16 protein-coding genes and 1 other annotated feature are annotated in these 15192 nt (G+C 38.0%); of the genes, 11 read left to right on the top strand and 5 right to left on the bottom strand.

Features of this window, described 5'->3' with window-relative positions; genetic code table 11:
* From HCX62_RS14000 to HCX62_RS12335, 7 genes are all read left to right on the top strand, one after another.
* The coding region (locus HCX62_RS14000) for a hypothetical protein (protein ID WP_221771490.1) at positions 1-184 on the top strand (184 nt) is incomplete at its 5' end.
* Positions 185-441: 257 nt separating this feature from the next.
* Complete coding sequence (locus tag HCX62_RS12310; protein WP_221771491.1) at positions 442-846, top strand: hypothetical protein; 405 nt, start codon at positions 442-444, stop codon at positions 844-846.
* A gap of 44 nt (positions 847-890) precedes the next feature.
* A complete protein-coding gene (imm40, locus tag HCX62_RS12315; protein ID WP_185639268.1) occupies positions 891-1241 on the top strand; it encodes an Imm40 family immunity protein in 351 nt (116 codons plus the stop codon).
* Between the two features lie 218 nt (positions 1242-1459).
* Positions 1460-1747, top strand: a complete 288-nt coding sequence (locus HCX62_RS12320) for a hypothetical protein (RefSeq protein WP_061665432.1) — start codon at positions 1460-1462, stop codon at positions 1745-1747.
* A 400-nt stretch (positions 1748-2147) separates the two neighbouring features.
* Positions 2148-2537: a ribonuclease toxin immunity protein CdiI gene (cdiI, locus tag HCX62_RS12325; protein WP_185639269.1), complete on the top strand. Its 390-nt coding sequence runs from the start codon at positions 2148-2150 to the stop codon at positions 2535-2537.
* A 296-nt stretch (positions 2538-2833) separates the two neighbouring features.
* Entirely contained in the window at positions 2834-3205 is a 372-nt protein-coding gene (locus HCX62_RS12330) for a hypothetical protein (RefSeq protein ID WP_185480431.1), read from the top strand.
* A 230-nt stretch (positions 3206-3435) separates the two neighbouring features.
* Positions 3436-3894 carry a hypothetical protein gene (locus tag HCX62_RS12335; RefSeq protein WP_185480430.1) on the top strand — a complete coding sequence of 153 codons (459 nt, stop codon included), beginning with the start codon at positions 3436-3438 and terminating at the stop codon, positions 3892-3894.
* Positions 3895-3991: 97 nt separating this feature from the next.
* Here HCX62_RS12335 and HCX62_RS12340 read toward each other — a convergent pair whose 3' ends face one another.
* The 4 genes from HCX62_RS12340 to HCX62_RS12355 all read right to left on the bottom strand — a co-directional run bounded on the left by HCX62_RS12340 (position 3992) and on the right by HCX62_RS12355 (position 9922).
* A complete protein-coding gene (locus HCX62_RS12340; protein WP_185639270.1) occupies positions 3992-5764 on the bottom strand; it encodes an ABC transporter ATP-binding protein in 1773 nt (590 codons plus the stop codon).
* Complete coding sequence (locus HCX62_RS12345; RefSeq protein ID WP_185639271.1) at positions 5764-7485, bottom strand: ABC transporter ATP-binding protein; 1722 nt, start codon at positions 7483-7485, stop codon at positions 5764-5766. The genes HCX62_RS12340 and HCX62_RS12345 overlap by 1 nt, the downstream gene beginning before the upstream one ends.
* Positions 7486-7649: 164 nt before the next feature.
* Complete coding sequence (gene pabB / locus HCX62_RS12350; RefSeq protein WP_185639272.1) at positions 7650-9353, bottom strand: aminodeoxychorismate synthase component I; 1704 nt, start codon at positions 9351-9353, stop codon at positions 7650-7652.
* Positions 9350-9922: an anthranilate synthase component II gene (locus HCX62_RS12355; RefSeq protein ID WP_185639273.1), complete on the bottom strand. Its 573-nt coding sequence runs from the start codon at positions 9920-9922 to the stop codon at positions 9350-9352. The genes pabB and HCX62_RS12355 overlap by 4 nt, the downstream gene beginning before the upstream one ends.
* A gap of 130 nt (positions 9923-10052) precedes the next feature.
* On the opposite strand from HCX62_RS12355, the gene HCX62_RS12360 reads away from it, so the two are divergent.
* The 3 genes from HCX62_RS12360 (at position 10053) to HCX62_RS12370 (ending at position 12361) form a co-directional block, all read left to right on the top strand.
* On the top strand, positions 10053-10472 hold the full coding sequence (locus tag HCX62_RS12360) for a pyridoxamine 5'-phosphate oxidase family protein (protein WP_185639274.1): 420 nt from the start codon (positions 10053-10055) through the stop codon (positions 10470-10472).
* 52 nt (positions 10473-10524) lie between these two features.
* Positions 10525-10748, top strand: a binding site (T-box leader).
* Positions 10749-10806: 58 nt separating this feature from the next.
* Positions 10807-12090, top strand: coding sequence for a serine--tRNA ligase (serS, locus tag HCX62_RS12365; RefSeq protein WP_185639275.1), 1284 nt, complete (start codon positions 10807-10809; stop codon positions 12088-12090).
* A 19-nt stretch (positions 12091-12109) separates the two neighbouring features.
* A complete protein-coding gene (locus HCX62_RS12370) occupies positions 12110-12361 on the top strand; it encodes a TfoX/Sxy family protein (RefSeq protein ID WP_185554284.1) in 252 nt (83 codons plus the stop codon).
* 52 nt (positions 12362-12413) lie between these two features.
* Here HCX62_RS12370 and HCX62_RS12375 read toward each other — a convergent pair whose 3' ends face one another.
* On the bottom strand, positions 12414-14141 hold the full coding sequence (locus HCX62_RS12375; protein WP_185639276.1) for an ABC transporter ATP-binding protein: 1728 nt from the start codon (positions 14139-14141) through the stop codon (positions 12414-12416).
* A gap of 329 nt (positions 14142-14470) precedes the next feature.
* Here HCX62_RS12375 and HCX62_RS12380 point away from each other — a divergent pair, with 329 nt between their 5' ends.
* Complete coding sequence (locus HCX62_RS12380) at positions 14471-15160, top strand: Crp/Fnr family transcriptional regulator (protein WP_185639277.1); 690 nt, start codon at positions 14471-14473, stop codon at positions 15158-15160.
* Positions 15161-15192: the final 32 nt, after the last annotated feature.

Genomic DNA, 15192 nt, shown 5'->3' on the forward strand with positions numbered 1-15192 from the left:
ATTTAAAGATGTAGCAGAGCTAAGTTTAAATAATTTTGGTGAATCATATAACCAACTATTAGGGTTTAAAATAAGCAGGCTAGATTCAAGTTGCGAGACACAAAGAAAGTATCGCTTAGAAGACTACGAAAATAATTCTATTGATTTTCATTTTAAAGAATTAGAAGTTATATCTGCAAGTTAAATAAAAAGGCACTCTATCACTCAACGGGAATCGAGAAAATAAAGCCTTGACCAGTAAGGAGTAACTCACTAATCAAGTTGCCAATAGCTAACAAAACGCTAGCTGTTAGTGTGCATGATGATTCATTTAAGAGAGCTTGAAAGAGCTCTCTTAAGTATGTATAATAGGAGGTTATTATACATACAGATATTATCAAAATCTATGATGATTTTGATAAAAATAAGTTAAATGTTTTTTTTGATATTCTTATTCAATTTGTGAATAAATACGAATCTGAATTTCAGAAATACACATCATTAGATTACTTAAAATCAATTAGAAAATTTAAATCTCAAGGTTTTATTCTAGGTCATTCAGATGATAATTTAGAAGCGGGTATATTTTTTTATAAAACAAAAGTCGAAGAAAATCAGGAAGAAGATATTTGCAACCAAGTTTCAGCCTTAATATGGACACTGAGTGCATATATGATTGATGAAGTATGCCCAGTTTGCTCTGAAAGTAACATGCGTTTAACCGTTATTGCTGGAGAGAGTGAGCCAATTGTCAAATTTTGCGATGAATGTTTATATACAGGTGTTGGTGGCAAGTATGTTGAAATTAAAGAAGAGTTAATTCCGGCATCTAAAAATCTGGTAAAATCTTATTTAAATATGAAATAGAAGACTTATGGAGCTATATGAGAATACATAAGGAGAAAGTTGACATGAATAGTAATCATTTAGAGGCTATCCAAAAAATCATTCCAAAATCCACATGGTCTAAAAAAATTAATTTAGAAGATAGTGTGGGTGCTAGTGAAGTTGCTTGGCATTATAGTGATATCGTGCAGGTAATCAATATTTTAACGAGGAATGGATATATAATCTTAGGCGGAGATGTGTATCAACTATTGAATAATAGTATTGAAGTAACATATGATAATTGGTATATTAATGCAGAAGAAAATGCAGAAGGAATTAGACTTTCAGAGGAAAAAGCAAAGGATTATATAGAATCTTATTTTGAAAGGTTTGGAGAAAATTTTATATACTCTATAGTTTATAAGGAAATATAAGATTGTGTAAATACAATTTGTTGGCATGGATAGAACCCGCTATCAAAATAAATGTAGAATGTAATCGTGCGGAAGAGGACTGGTAACAAAATTATTCTGTAATAGTTGACGCCAGAAAAACTATAGGAACCAAGGGAGAAAACTTAATTAAAGTTGTATTATCAGAAGATGGAGGTATGTTATCATCTTATCCAGTAAAATAGAAAGGTGAGATTATTATGGATGTTTTAGAAGGATTTTTGCAGGCAGAAATTAATACACAGGAATTATATGAAGATATAATGTCTTTTATAACTTCATATCATATCAGATGTGGAGAATTTGAAGGAAATGAATATATAATAAAAAAAATGGATCAAACCAATTTTATTTTATTTCCGGAATATATAGATACAGATGGTGAAAGAGAAATACATGGAGCAAGATCAGTTTATAGAAACAATTTAATCAAAGAGATTAATGACTGTGCTCAGGTTAAAGGAATACAAGTAATTGATGTAAATTAGTAGTTACTAAGAAATGATTACAGTTCGAAAATGTAGTCTCATTGAAAAGAGAGATTCTCTTAGATAAACTTTCATAAGTGTACCCGATAGGGTGAATTTTCCCTGTGGAGTATACTTGTGGGAGTTTAAGAGGGTGGAGGCTCGTTCAATTAGGAAGCGGCTTTTGCAATCGGATGAATGATTATATATGTACGATTAAAAAATCCACTTTGAATATTAACTACATTGTGGATTTTCTTTTTTATTATCTTTCAACAGTTGACTATTAGTTTTATTTTCAAGCATTAAGCAGAGTTAACTGTTTCCAAGACGCGAATGATTTGTTTTCGAATATTGAGAAAAGAAACGGCAAAACAAAAAGTGATAAGCCTACAAAAGCGAATGATTGGATAGGGATATTATGCAAAATGAATTTCAACTTTTAGAAGACAAGAAAAGTATAGATCAACTTATGTTAACGTATTTTTCAATAATAAGTGGAAGATATTTGAAAAAGGCTTTGTCTGCTTTTAAAGAAAAAGAAGGATACGGACAAGAAATAGTTTTTGTTTCCTTTAAAAACGACTTAGATGATTATGATATGGCTCAATTACCAAGACCATTAGATGATAAACATGTTTTAGTTGAATTAGGATTCCCAGCTGTAGAGATTGACCAAATAGCATACTTAGATTTTAAAATATTTTATGATTATTTAGATGAGAATGTAAAAAAAGAGGCGGAAAGAAATCCAGAAGGAAATGAGTTTATAGAACTGCTAAAAAAAGTTAAAAGTAGTTTGGAAATATAGCTTTATAAAATAAATAATGCGCTTCTATAACAAGATTGACAATCAAGTAGCTAGTAAAAAGCTAGCTGTAGTTAGTGCATGATGGTTCATATAAGAGAGCTTGGAAGAGCTCTCTTAAATGCGTATAAAGTACTGCTTGGAAATGCGTTGATTCCTAATTCGAGAACATCTCAAGAGTTAACGCAAGCTGAAATGCAAGAGTGCAGTGGAACGCTGTAAGTAGAGAGCAGGTAATCAATTGTTAGAGGAATTAATTACTGAAATTGAGAGTGTTAGACCACGCGGAGGTAATTAGAATGAGTAAGATTATTTATGAGTTGAAAATGTTTTCTTCAAACTTAATAAAGGAACCCGAGTTTATTATCGATGGGATGAAAAATATACTGAAAATTGAGGGTTATGACGATGAGGGTAGAATAAATAAAGTAAAAGTAGAGCTAGACTCTGTACTTTGTTACAAAAAAACTTCTACTAGATTTACACCTAAATTATATGATTCATATGATAAAATTGTTGAACTCCTAGATTCAGATTGGTCAAATGAGTTAAAAGCAATAAATAATGAATACTATGATTTTTGGAAACCAAAACATTTCATTTTATTTTTGGATGGAATAGGTATGTATGAATTTATTGCGTGTGAGATAGAGATTAATGAGTATGAATAAAATAGATATATCAGATGTGGAGAATTTGAAGGAAATGAATATATAATAAAGAAAATGGATCAAACTAATTTTATTACCGGAGTATATAAATACAGATGGTGAAAGAGAAGTACACGGAGCAATATCAGTTTCATAGAGATAATTTAATCAAAGAAATTAATGGTTGTGCTCGTATTAATGGGATACAAGTAATAGATGTTAATTTGTAAATGCTAAAAAAGAGGTGGAAAATGATTAAGTTAAATGTGGTATTTGAGAAAAAGATAATTAATGGGCATGTTAAATATATCAGGGAAGATGGCGCACTAGATTTTACTCCAATGTTAAACTCAGATATTTCATTACTTATCAGTTATATAAATATAGGTTTCGACTCTACTCAGATGACTGCTAATCAAGTGTGGGGATTTGCACCAAAAGAAAGCTGGAGGGAAAGAAAGCTAGCGTTACCATTGAATATACGCAAAGGGAAACTAGTTTTACTAGATGATTATGAACCGGGAACATGGAGATTAGATAAAAAAGCTACATGGTATACTTACTATGATTCAGAACAAAATTGGCTATGTTTTGGTGATTTGAAAAATAGTAGTAGTGATACATGTGTAGAGTTTCTTGAAAATATAGTCGCAGTTCTTGATAATGACCAACATTTAAAATCTTTGTGGATTAAACCAAACCTTATTTAAAATTAAAACAAGCAGAAAGCTATGCCATTTACAAAACGGCATAGCTTTCTGCTTGTTTATTTGTCAGTTGCTGTATAAAACACAAGTAAGAACTGTTTTACTCAATAACAAACTGATTATGATAAAGCTCAGAATAAAATCCTTCCGCCTTCATCAACTCATCATGATTACCTTGCTCAATCACTTCACCTTGATGTAGCACGACGATATGGTCGGCATCGAGGATTGTTTTTAAACGGTGGGCAATGACGAAGCTAGTTCGGCCGGAGATTACGTTGTCCATTGCTTTTTGGATGCGGCTTTCGGTTACTGTGTCTACATTACTTGTTGCTTCATCTAGAATTAGAAGAGACGGGTTAGTAATGATAGTTCTAGCAATACTCATAAGCTGCTTTTGACCAACACTGAAAATATTATTTTCGTCACTGATTTCTGTATCGTAACCTTTTTCTAGGTTCATAATGAAATCGTGGATGTTAGCTTGTTTGGCTGCATTGATTACTTCGTCGTCGCTTGCTTCGGGTTTACCGAAAACAATGTTATCGCGGATGGTTCCTGTGAATAACACGGAATCTTGTAGCACGATACCGACTTGTTTACGAAGCGAATCAAGGCGAATGTCGCGGATGTCGATATCATCAAAGAGAATCGCTCCACCATCGACATTGTAGAAACGGTTAAGCAGGTTCATAACAGTTGTTTTACCAGAGCCAGTTGGTCCGACAAGAGCAACCATTTTACCTTTACTTACATCAATTGAAACGTCTTTTAGAACTGGTTTTGCAGGGTCATAAGCGAAATCAACATGATCGAGTTTGACACCTTTATTAATACCATCAATTGTTTGTAAGTTTTCGCGTTCCACTTCTTCTTCCTCTGCAAATACTTCGCTAACACGGCGAGCACCAGTAATTGCTAATTGTAGCAAGCTGTACTGGGATGAAATTTGCGTTAGAGGCATGTAGAATTGTTGCGAATATTGAACGAACATAACGATTAAACCAAGAGCGGCTGTGCGTTCAAGGTCGCCGTTTAGAGCTAACCATCCACCGAAGAAGATAACGATAGCTGTATTTAATAGGGAAATACCTTGCATCATTGGGAAAAGTAAACCGGAGTAAACTTGACCTTTATAAGTTGCGTTTTTAACGATATTGTTTTGTTTAACAAAGCCGTCGATTGTTTCTTCTTCTAGGCCGTTTGTGATAATGATTTTTTGACCAGAAATTTTTTCATCAATGTAGCCGTTTAGTACGCCTAGTTCATCTTGTTGAACATCAACGAATTTACGAGCTTTTCGGATGATCACTGTCGCAATAATTATCGCAAATGGAGCAGATATTAAAGTAACGAAGGCTAGCTCCACGTTTTGTTGGAACATCATGATGATAACACCAATCATTAGCGCAACGTTTGATAGTACTTGAATCAGGGCTTGGTTTAGTGTGTTGGAAATGTTATCCAAGTCACTAGTGAAACGGCTAAGCATTTCGCCATCATTGCGGCTATCGAAGAAACGGATTGATAGTTTTTCCATCTTGCGGAAAAGCCCTATACGCATTCTGTTCGTCGATTTACCAGCTACCCCTGTCATAATGATACTTTGGATAAAAGTCGCAGCAGCGAGCAGTACGTAGCAGAGAATCAGCATCCAAATGATATGGATGAAATCGCTCTTGTCATCAACGCCTGTTTTCATTAAATTAACCACGTAATCTCCAAGTTCTTGAACGGCGTTACCAATATATTGTGGTGCTTTTACTTGAAGGTATGTCGCAAAAACTACAGCAATTAAAATGACAAAAAGTTGAGGCTTATAACCCCGCAGATAGTGCCAGAAAAAGCGGCTAATTTGTTTAAACTCTTTCATTATGCGGTTACCTCCTTGCCTTTTTGAGTGTCGTAAATTTCACGGTAGATTGCATTTTCTTTCAGAAGTTCTTTATGGGAACCAACGCCAACTAGTTTACCTTGATCTAGCACGAGAATTTTATCTGCTTGAATAACAGAAGAGATTTTTTGTGCAATGATGAAAGTAGTAGTTTCGTCCAGTTCTTTATTCAATGCTTCTTTTACTAATTTCTCGGATTTTGCATCAAGCGCACTTGTGCTGTCATCAAGAATTAGAACTTTCGGCGAACCGATAACTCCACGTGTGATTGATAGACGTTGTTTTTGTCCACCAGAGAAGTTATTCCCACGCTCAGAAACAGGCGCTTCGTAAAGATTTGCTTGTTTGTCGATGAACTCTTTCGCTTGTGCTATTTTACTTGCGTGTTCCATTTCTTCAGCAGTTGCGTCTTTTTTACCATGACGTAAATTGTCTGCAATCGTTCCGGAGAAAAGAATCGCGCGTTGAAGCACGAAGGAAACAGTGCTACGAAGGGTTTTCTTGTTGATATCTTTTAGGTTAGTTCCGCCGATAATAACTTCACCTTCAGTTGGGTCGTATAGGCGAGGAATTAGTTGTGCAAGAGTGGATTTACCAGAACCTGTTGCACCAACAATACCGACCATTTCACCAACACTTGCTTTGAATGAAATATCTTCAAGCGCAGGCGTATCGTCACCGTCGTATTTAAAACTAACGTTACGGAATTCAACTGTACCTTCTAAGTCTTGTTCTGGCGCGTTTTCGTTGTATGTAATATCGGGTTCTGTTTCTAGAACTTCGGTAATACGTTTCAAGGAAATAAGCGCACGAGAAGCCATCATCATCAGCATACCACCGATAATAATTGCCATCATAATTTGCATTAAGTAGTTCATGAATGATGCGATAGCCCCGATAACTTCAGGATTATCTGCAGCCATGTCGCCTACGAAGAAAATGGAAACAACAATTGCTAAGTTAGAAACGAGCATAAATGCAGGAATCATAACAGAGAAAAGTGTACCAACAATAATCGTATGGCGAGTTAATTTGTCACTAACCGTTGTAAAACGACCGATTTCATTGTCTTCTTGCACGAAAGATTTAACTACGCGCATACCGGCAAGGTTTTCTTTTGCGATAGAATTCACGCGGTCAATTAACGTTTGGATAATTGCAAAGTGTTTACCCATTGAGCCGAATGTGAATACAACAATCAGAACAACGAGAACAACGAGTACAATAATTACCCACCATAATTCAGGCAAGGTAAACATCGCTAGGACAAAAGCCCCGATAAACATGATCGGAATTCTCGTTAGCGATTGTAGTGAAAGCATCACTAAGTTTTGTACTTGGGTAATGTCGTTTGTTTGACGAACAACAAGATTACCTGTCGAAAGTTTTTCGATGTTGCTGAATGAAAATGTTTGGATTTTACGGAAACTAGATTCACGAATATCCGCACCAACGCCTTGAGCGACTTTGGCAGAAAGAATCGTGTTTAGAATCCCGGCGATAAGGCCGACTGCGGCGATACCGATTAAAAGTGCGCCGATGGACGAAATTTTATCCATATCGTCTTTCATGATGGCGTCTAGGACTTGCTGAAGTAACTTTGGTTGCCATAGTTGTGAGATAACCATGACTACTACAAACAGTGTAGATAGTGTCGCTTGTAGCTTGTATTTTTTAAGATGGTGAAACAATACTTTCATGATTTTCCTCCCTTGGAAAACGGAAATAAATATGTGCGAACACATATTCTAATATAGATTGTGAAAATATGCAAGTAATATTTTCACGAATTGTAAATGTGGCGAAAATATGGCGGATTGAGCGATGAAAAATCATTTTAAATTGTGAAAAGGTCTGCGCTTCTTCATTCGATTTCCACTTCTACAAAACCTCTTACGCTATTAATTAACCACACAAAGTCTGCATCAAAAAGGTCTTTTTTTACTAGCGTTTTTTCAGTAATCTTATTATTTGCTAAAAGTTCGGCTCGCATTGTGCCGGGAAGGAGTCCAGAAGTTGCTGGCGGAGTGAAAAAACAGCCATTTATACCTAGAACTATATTCCCGTTAATGAATTCAGTTAGTTCCTCGCGTTCATTCCAAAGCAGCGTTTCCGCGGTTGTAGTACTTTTCAAGTCTTCATAAACCTGGCGATGAGTGGTTTTATGATAAAGGAATAAATCATTAGTTAAAACTGGTTTTTCGGCGAGTTGAGCTGTTATTGGTGTATTTTTCGCGCTGATTTCAGCGAGTTCTAACTGATGCGTGCCATCTGGGTGTAGTAAAAAACGCAATTTGTATGTGCCAGTTGCATTTTTTCGCGCGGTTTCGTTCCATAACTCCCTAATTTCTTCCCTATTAAAAGAGTAACCAAAAAACGCAGCGCTCGTTTGAAGTCGTTTTAAATGAAAATCGGTTCGGGCGAGTTCGCCGTTCTCCAAGCGCAAACATTCAATCAAAGAAAACTTGGTCGCTTTTTCTAAAATGGCTGATTTCGCGTGAATTTCGGAAAATTCGCTTTCGGCATCGGAATCCCAGACGATGCCGCCGCCAACGCCGTAAGTTGCTTTGTTATCCGTAATAGCGATAGTACGAATGGGCACGCTGAAAATCGCATTTCCGTTCGGTTCCAGAAATCCAATCGCACCGCAGTACACATCGCGCGGGGAATCTTCTAGCTCTGAAATAATCTCCATCGTCCGTGCTTTTGGTGCGCCGGTTATCGAGCCGCATGGGAAGAGCGCTTTGAAAACAGAAGTTAAATCCGTCTCGGGAACGGTTTCTGCTGTGACGGTAGAAGTCATTTGCCAAACAGTTGGATAAGGCTCTAAAGTCATCAAATTAGGAACCTTCACACTCCCGGGTATCGCAATCATCCCAAGGTCATTTCGAAGCAAATCAACAATCATCACATTTTCTGCACGATTTTTAGGATCATTTTTCAACCAATTATGGGCCGCTAAGTCTGCTTGCTCCGTATTTCCCCGGCGAACAGTACCTTTCATCGGACGCGTCGTCAAAACGTTTTCCTTCCATTTAAAAAAGAGTTCGGGTGAGGCGGAAATTATTTGGAATTCGTCATTCGAAAGTAGCGCTGTATAATTGGCTTTTCCGACTTGCTGCAAAGTTTCGTACGTTGCTTGGGCGGAGAAGTCGCTTGGCACATCACTTTGAAGGCGCACGGTGTAGTTGATTTGGTAGGTGTTTCCGGCAGCGATTTCAGATTTTATTTGCGCGATTTTCGCCGCGTAATCTGGGTAAGTTGTATCCATTTTAAAAGAAAGTGGCGCGGAATTTGGGCTTTCCGCACTCGTATCAGTGAAATTATCGTATACGCCAAACCAGACGAGCGGCATATTTTCAGTAGAGGTTTTCGTTTTTAAATTGCTTCGAAAAGCAGGAGCGGCTTCATAACTAACAAAACCAGCAACATATTTGCCGGATTTTTGGGCATCCTCGGCAGCTTTCATGACAGGGAGTACTTCTGATAAATCGCGCGCAACAAGTTCACGCAGCGGCTTTTCAAATATCTTTGTTTCACCTTCAAAATCAAATCGTAATAAGCTCATTTGGCTTGCCTCCCTAGTCGTACAAAGTTTTCTAGTATCGCGTGGCCGTTTTCGGAAAGGATTGCTTCTGGGTGGAATTGGACGCTGTGAATGGGCTTGGTTACGTGCGAAAACCCCATCAACACGCCATCTTCCGTCACGGCGGTTACTTGTAAATCAGTTGGGACAGAGCTGGGTTCAATAACTAAGGAATGATAGCGAGCGACTTGGAATTTAGGATCAAGTCCAGCGAATAAACCCTCACCGTTATGCGAAATGATACTGGTTTTTCCGTGGACAGGGACGTCTGCGCGCACCACTTTTGCTCCAAAAAAATGACCAATCATTTGATGGCCAAGGCAAATCCCGAGAATGGGGACGTGAATTTCATCGAGTAGCGCTAAACTTACTGGGAAATCTTCCGGCGAACCAGGTCCGGGCGAAAGGACAACCATTTCTGGAGCGAGCTGTTGAAAGGATTCCAGTGTGAAATCAGTAGCCGAAACAACCCGCACATCTTCCTGCAGTTCTAAAAAATATTGGTATAAATTATATGTAAATGAATCATTATGGTCGATTAATAAAATCACTTTAAATCCCCCTAGTTAAAACGGTTATACTCTTTTATAGCAAATAGCTACGGAGATAACAAGTCTGAAATGTTTGAAGCCCAAAAACAAGTGGAAAGGTACACTAAATGACTAAAGGAAGGTGTTTTAGATGGAAAATGAACTAGAAGATAAAATTCTTACTATTTTGGACCAACATCAAGTGGGTGTTTTGACATCTGTCCAAGAAGATTTTCCGCATGCTAGATATATGACATTTCTCCACGATGGTTTGACACTTTATACGCCGTCTGGAAAAGAACTACCGAAAACTGAAGAAGTCCGTCGAAATCCGCGCGTGTGCGTTTTAATTGGCTACGATGGCCCCGGTTCTGCATTTTTAGAAATTAATGGCTTGGCTTCGCTTGAAGAAGATGAATCCATCAAAGAACGCGTTTGGGAAAATATCTCGAAAGAATGGTTCCAAGGCGATGGTTCACCGTCCTTTGTCGTTATAAAAATTGTTCCGGAGCAAATCAGAATACTTAATTCAGAAGATGACGGGCCGGACACGCTCGATTTAATTGGTTAAAGATTTGCTTGTAATTTAAGCGGATATGCGATAGAATAACTTTAAATTAATACGAAAAGCGATGACAAGAAGTAGTAATGAGGCAGAGTTTCTAAAGAGAGCCAGTGGTTGGTGTGAACTGGTGAAGTTTCCTTATGAATCCATCTTGGAGCGAGTGGTGGAAAGCAGATTTTTGCGAGTAAATCATTCCGGAATGGTCCGTTAAACCTAAATGAAGCTGGGGATTTTTTTGAAGTCCCAATAAGGGTGGCAACGCGGTTAACTCTCGTCCCTTTCCTGTTAAGTCGGGAAAGTACGGGAGTTTTTATATGGAAAAAAATAAGGAGGAGTTAGCATGTTAGATGTTAAATTGTTACGTAATAATTTTGATGAAGTAAAGCAGAAATTACAAAATCGTGGGGAAGACCTTGGTGAATTCGAGAAATTTGGCGAGTTAGATAAACGCCGTCGTATACTGATTGTCGAAACAGAAGCGTTGAAAAGTCAGCGTAATGAAGTATCTCAAGAAATCGCGAAATTAAAACGCGAAAAACAAGATGCGGACGCTAAAATTGAGGAAATGCGTGTTGTTGGAGATCGTATTAAAACATTAGATATCGAACTACGCGAAATTGATGAAAAATTAGATATGATTTTAATGTCGATTCCAAACATTCCGCACGAATCTACTCCGGTTGGTGAATCGGAAGACGATAACGTGGAAATCCGCAAATGGGGCGAAGTTCGCGCATTCGATTTTGAACCAAAAGCGCATTGGGATTTAGGAACAGATTTAGATATCCTTGATTTCGAAAATGCTGCGAAAGTAACTGGTAGCCGTTTTGTTTTTTATAAAAAATTAGGTGCAAGACTGGAACGTGCGCTTATTAACTTTATGATGGACTTGCATTCGAACGAACATGGCTATGAGGAAATGTTACCGCCATACATGGTAAACCGTGCGAGCATGACAGGAACTGGTCAACTGCCGAAATTTGAAGAGGATGCTTTCTTAATCGAAGCAGAAGATTATTTCCTTATTCCAACAGCGGAAGTACCAGTAACCAACTATCACCGCGAAGACATTTTAAAAGCAGAAGATTTACCAAGAAAATATACAGCATTTAGCGCATGTTTCCGTTCTGAAGCGGGATCTGCTGGTCGTGATACGCGTGGCTTAATCCGCCAACATCAATTTAATAAAGTGGAATTAGTTCAATTTGTAAAACCAGAAGATTCTTACGCGGCGCTTGAAAAATTAACTGGTAACGCAGAAGAAGTATTGCGCCGCCTAGAATTGCCATACCGCGTACTAAGCATGTGTACGGCTGATTTAGGCTTCACTGCTGCTAAAAAATATGATTTAGAAGTATGGATTCCGAGCTACAATTCTTACCGTGAGATTTCTTCTTGCAGTAATTTTGAAAGCTTCCAAGCAAGACGCGCTAACATTCGTTTCCGTCGTGAACCAGGAAGCAAACCAGAGTATGTGCACACATTAAATGGCTCTGGCCTAGCTTTAGGTCGCACAGTGGCTGCTATTTTAGAAAACTACCAAGATGCAGATGGTTCTGTACGCATTCCGAAAGTGTTGCAAGGTTATATGGGCGGCGTTGAGAAAATAGAATTACCAAAATAATATGGAAGAAGGAACTGTAATGGCGAACCTTAGCGAATTACCAAACATTGGCAAAGTACTGGAGCAGGACTTAATCAAAGCGGGAATAAACACCCCCGACGAGCTAAAAGATGTTGGAAGCAAAGAAGCCTTTTTACGCATTTGGGAAAATGATTCAAGCGTTTGTCTAAGCGAGTTATGTGCACTTGAAGGAGCCGTGCAAGGTATCAGGTGGCATGATTTAGACGAAACAAAGAAAGCAGAACTCAAAAAGTTTCATCAATCCTTATAGAAAAACCGACGATGCATTTGCGCATCGTCGGTTTTTATTTCCCGGGAAATGTTTATTTTAATTGTTGTTCTGCAAAGGAAGCGTAAAGTGGATGGGAAGCGACTAATTCGCTATGTGTACCACGTCCAGTTATTTCGCCATGTTCGATAAAGAGGATTTGGTCGGCGTTAACGATAGTGGAAAGGCGGTGAGCGATAACAAAAGTAGTTCGGCCTTCCATCAAGTTTGCTAACGCTTGTTGAACGATTTGTTCGGATTGGCTATCTAAGCTTGCTGTTGCCTCATCTAGCATAAGAATATTTGGATTGCGTAAAAATGCTCGAGCAATCGCAATTCGTTGTCTTTGCCCGCCTGAGAGCTTCACGCCACGTTCGCCGACTTCGGTTGCCATTTTGTCAGGAAGTTCGGAAATAAAGCCATCCGCATAAGCTAGTTTTGCGACATTCCATAGCTCGTCTTCGTTAATTTCACGGTCGAGGCCGTAACAAAGGTTGTCGCGAATGGTGCCAGAAAGCATGGCACTTTCCTGCGAAACGTAACCAATTTGCGAACGCCACGAATTAATCGAAATCTCGGAAAGTGGGGTATCACCAACTAAAATTTCTCCTGTTTTCGGTTGGTAGAAGCGTTCTAAAATCGCAAATAAGGTTGATTTACCACCGCCACTAGGGCCGGCGAATGCGATGACTTCACCTGGTTTTGTATCAAAAGAAACATCTTTTAGAATCGGCTCACCTTCGTTATACGAGAAGGAAATGTCCGTTGCGCGAATAGTTTTTCCGCTCACGTCGACTTTTTTTCCAGCGTCGAAATCTTCTTCTTTTTCATTCAAAATATCTGCAATTCTTTCTGTGGCGCCTTTTGCTTTTTGAAGTTGCGCGAAGAAGGTGGCAAAAGAAGTCACAGGGACGATAATTTGGAAAAGGTAAAGCAAGAATGCAATCAGCGTACCAGTAGTCATCGTTCCAGCTGAAACACGAATACCTCCGTAGCCAATGATACCAACGATAACTCCCATGACAACGAAGAAAATTAGCGGTCCAAGCACTGCGACAACTTTCGCTTCACGGATACCAAAACCAAATAAACGATTGATGCCTTGGTGACCAGCTTCTGTTTCAATTGTTTCCGCATTTGAAGCTTTCACAAGTCTAGCTTCGGAAAGGGTTTGACTAATCGAGCCAGTAAAGTCAGCTGTTTCACTTTGAAGACCCTTAGAGATTTTAAACATTTTTTGACCAAGTGGCGCAACAACTAGCGCTGTAATTGGAACGGCCACTAAAATAATAAGCGTCATTTTCCAGTCCATGAAGAACAAGATAATAATCGCACCCACAACGGAAATAATCCCAGTGACAAATTGCGGGAAGTGATCGGCAATCAGCTCTTTCACGACCACCGTGTCATTCACCATGCGGCTGACCATTTCACCCGTTTTCGTATTATCAAAGTAAGAAACTGGCAAATGAACAATTTTTCTCCATAAACGTTCGCGAATTGTCGCAACGACTTTTTGCCCCATGTAATTAAGCAAGAAAATCGAGAAACCATTCGTTATTGCTTGCAGAACAAACGCAAGGACAATTAAAGCAATCATTTTTCCATCGAGTGAAGCTATCGAAAAGCCGTCAATTAAGTTTTTCGTAAAAAGTGGCACAACAAGACCGGCAACTGTAGTTATCACACTAGCAAATAAAGCGCAGAAAATTATCCAATTCGCTGGTTTTGCGCTAATAAGTAACCTGAAAAAATTTCGCCAACTATATTTTTTCTGTTCCATTCATTTCACCCTCCCTGAGTTGATCGTCCATAAATTACTTACTTTTTAAGTATAATCATTTTAGGGAGAAATAAACCAGTCTAAAGTGGTAATTATTAAATTAATATCTAGATTTGAATATTTAATAAAAGTAACAAAAAGTTCGAATTTATGTCGAAAACACAACTGTAAAAGAGATAAAAATTAAGTATTTGGTGAATAGTTGTAAAATAGTTATCTTTAAAGTACTTTTAGGCTTTTCAGGTATTGCTATGAATGGAATTTTGGATGTAGCCTTTGTGATATAATTACGTTGAGTTTTTTCAATATAATATAGCAAAGGAGAGAATATGCTATTCTTAAAAGAGCTTGAATCCAATCTAACGGTTAGCAAATTAATGGAGTTGTGCTTTGAACATCCAAATTACAAAGACTACTGCTCGGTTATCAGCACCAAGAAGGGTGAGGTTCTAGAAAGTTTAAGTCCAGCTGGAACAAAAGTTTATTTTGTTCTAAGTGGCATATACGGGATGATTGTAGAGAAAGATGCAGAAATGGAAGAAGAAAGCTGTAAAGAATGCATTGTTCGTTTCTTACAAAAAGGAGATAGTTTTGGACTATATCATCTGTTTTATGATGAATGGAGCCCACACGTTTCGATGCAAAGCTTAGGTCACGGGGAAGTTATGGAAGTAGATAGCAATTTCTTGTTTTCTATTTTCGATAAAAAGGATGAGAATAACTTTTTTATGATTAAAGTGATGGCAGAAGAATTACGCGAAGCACACGCATTTGCAAAACTAAGCTTCTTAAAGAAGGAAGAACGAATCCGCAAAGCCATTCTCAAATGCGCTCAAACTTTAGGGACGTTTTCTGATAACGGGATATTGCTACCAAGAGAAATTACGCAAGAAGTACTTGCAAGATACACCAACACATCACGCGAATACGTGGCTCACACAGTCATGCGTTTAATTAAAGAGGATATAATTAGAAATAGACCAAAACCTCTACTAGTGATGGACAAAACTCGTTTATAAGTTTGTTTCACGTGAAACTTTTTGGAATGCTA

Source organism: Listeria swaminathanii, assembly GCF_014229645.1.
GTDB classification, from domain to species: Bacteria; Bacillota; Bacilli; order Lactobacillales; family Listeriaceae; genus Listeria; species Listeria swaminathanii.

Bases quoted from the DNA above. Each gene is read 5' to 3' on its own strand.
- imm40 (WP_185639268.1), top strand. From the start codon at position 891: ATGAATAGTAATCATTTAGAGGCTATCCAAAAAATCATTCCAAAATCC.
- HCX62_RS12320 (WP_061665432.1), top strand. From the start codon at position 1,460: ATGGATGTTTTAGAAGGATTTTTGCAGGCAGAAATTAATACACAGGAA.
- cdiI (WP_185639269.1), top strand. From the start codon at position 2,148: ATGCAAAATGAATTTCAACTTTTAGAAGACAAGAAAAGTATAGATCAA.
- HCX62_RS12330 (WP_185480431.1), top strand. From the start codon at position 2,834: ATGAGTAAGATTATTTATGAGTTGAAAATGTTTTCTTCAAACTTAATA.
- HCX62_RS12335 (WP_185480430.1), top strand. From the start codon at position 3,436: ATGATTAAGTTAAATGTGGTATTTGAGAAAAAGATAATTAATGGGCAT.
- HCX62_RS12340 (WP_185639270.1), bottom strand. From the start codon at position 5,764: ATGAAAGAGTTTAAACAAATTAGCCGCTTTTTCTGGCACTATCTGCGG.
- HCX62_RS12345 (WP_185639271.1), bottom strand. From the start codon at position 7,485: ATGAAAGTATTGTTTCACCATCTTAAAAAATACAAGCTACAAGCGACA.
- pabB (WP_185639272.1), bottom strand. From the start codon at position 9,353: ATGAGCTTATTACGATTTGATTTTGAAGGTGAAACAAAGATATTTGAA.
- HCX62_RS12360 (WP_185639274.1), top strand. From the start codon at position 10,053: ATGGAAAATGAACTAGAAGATAAAATTCTTACTATTTTGGACCAACAT.
- serS (WP_185639275.1), top strand. From the start codon at position 10,807: ATGTTAGATGTTAAATTGTTACGTAATAATTTTGATGAAGTAAAGCAG.
- HCX62_RS12370 (WP_185554284.1), top strand. From the start codon at position 12,110: ATGGCGAACCTTAGCGAATTACCAAACATTGGCAAAGTACTGGAGCAG.
- HCX62_RS12375 (WP_185639276.1), bottom strand. From the start codon at position 14,141: ATGGAACAGAAAAAATATAGTTGGCGAAATTTTTTCAGGTTACTTATT.
- HCX62_RS12380 (WP_185639277.1), top strand. From the start codon at position 14,471: ATGCTATTCTTAAAAGAGCTTGAATCCAATCTAACGGTTAGCAAATTA.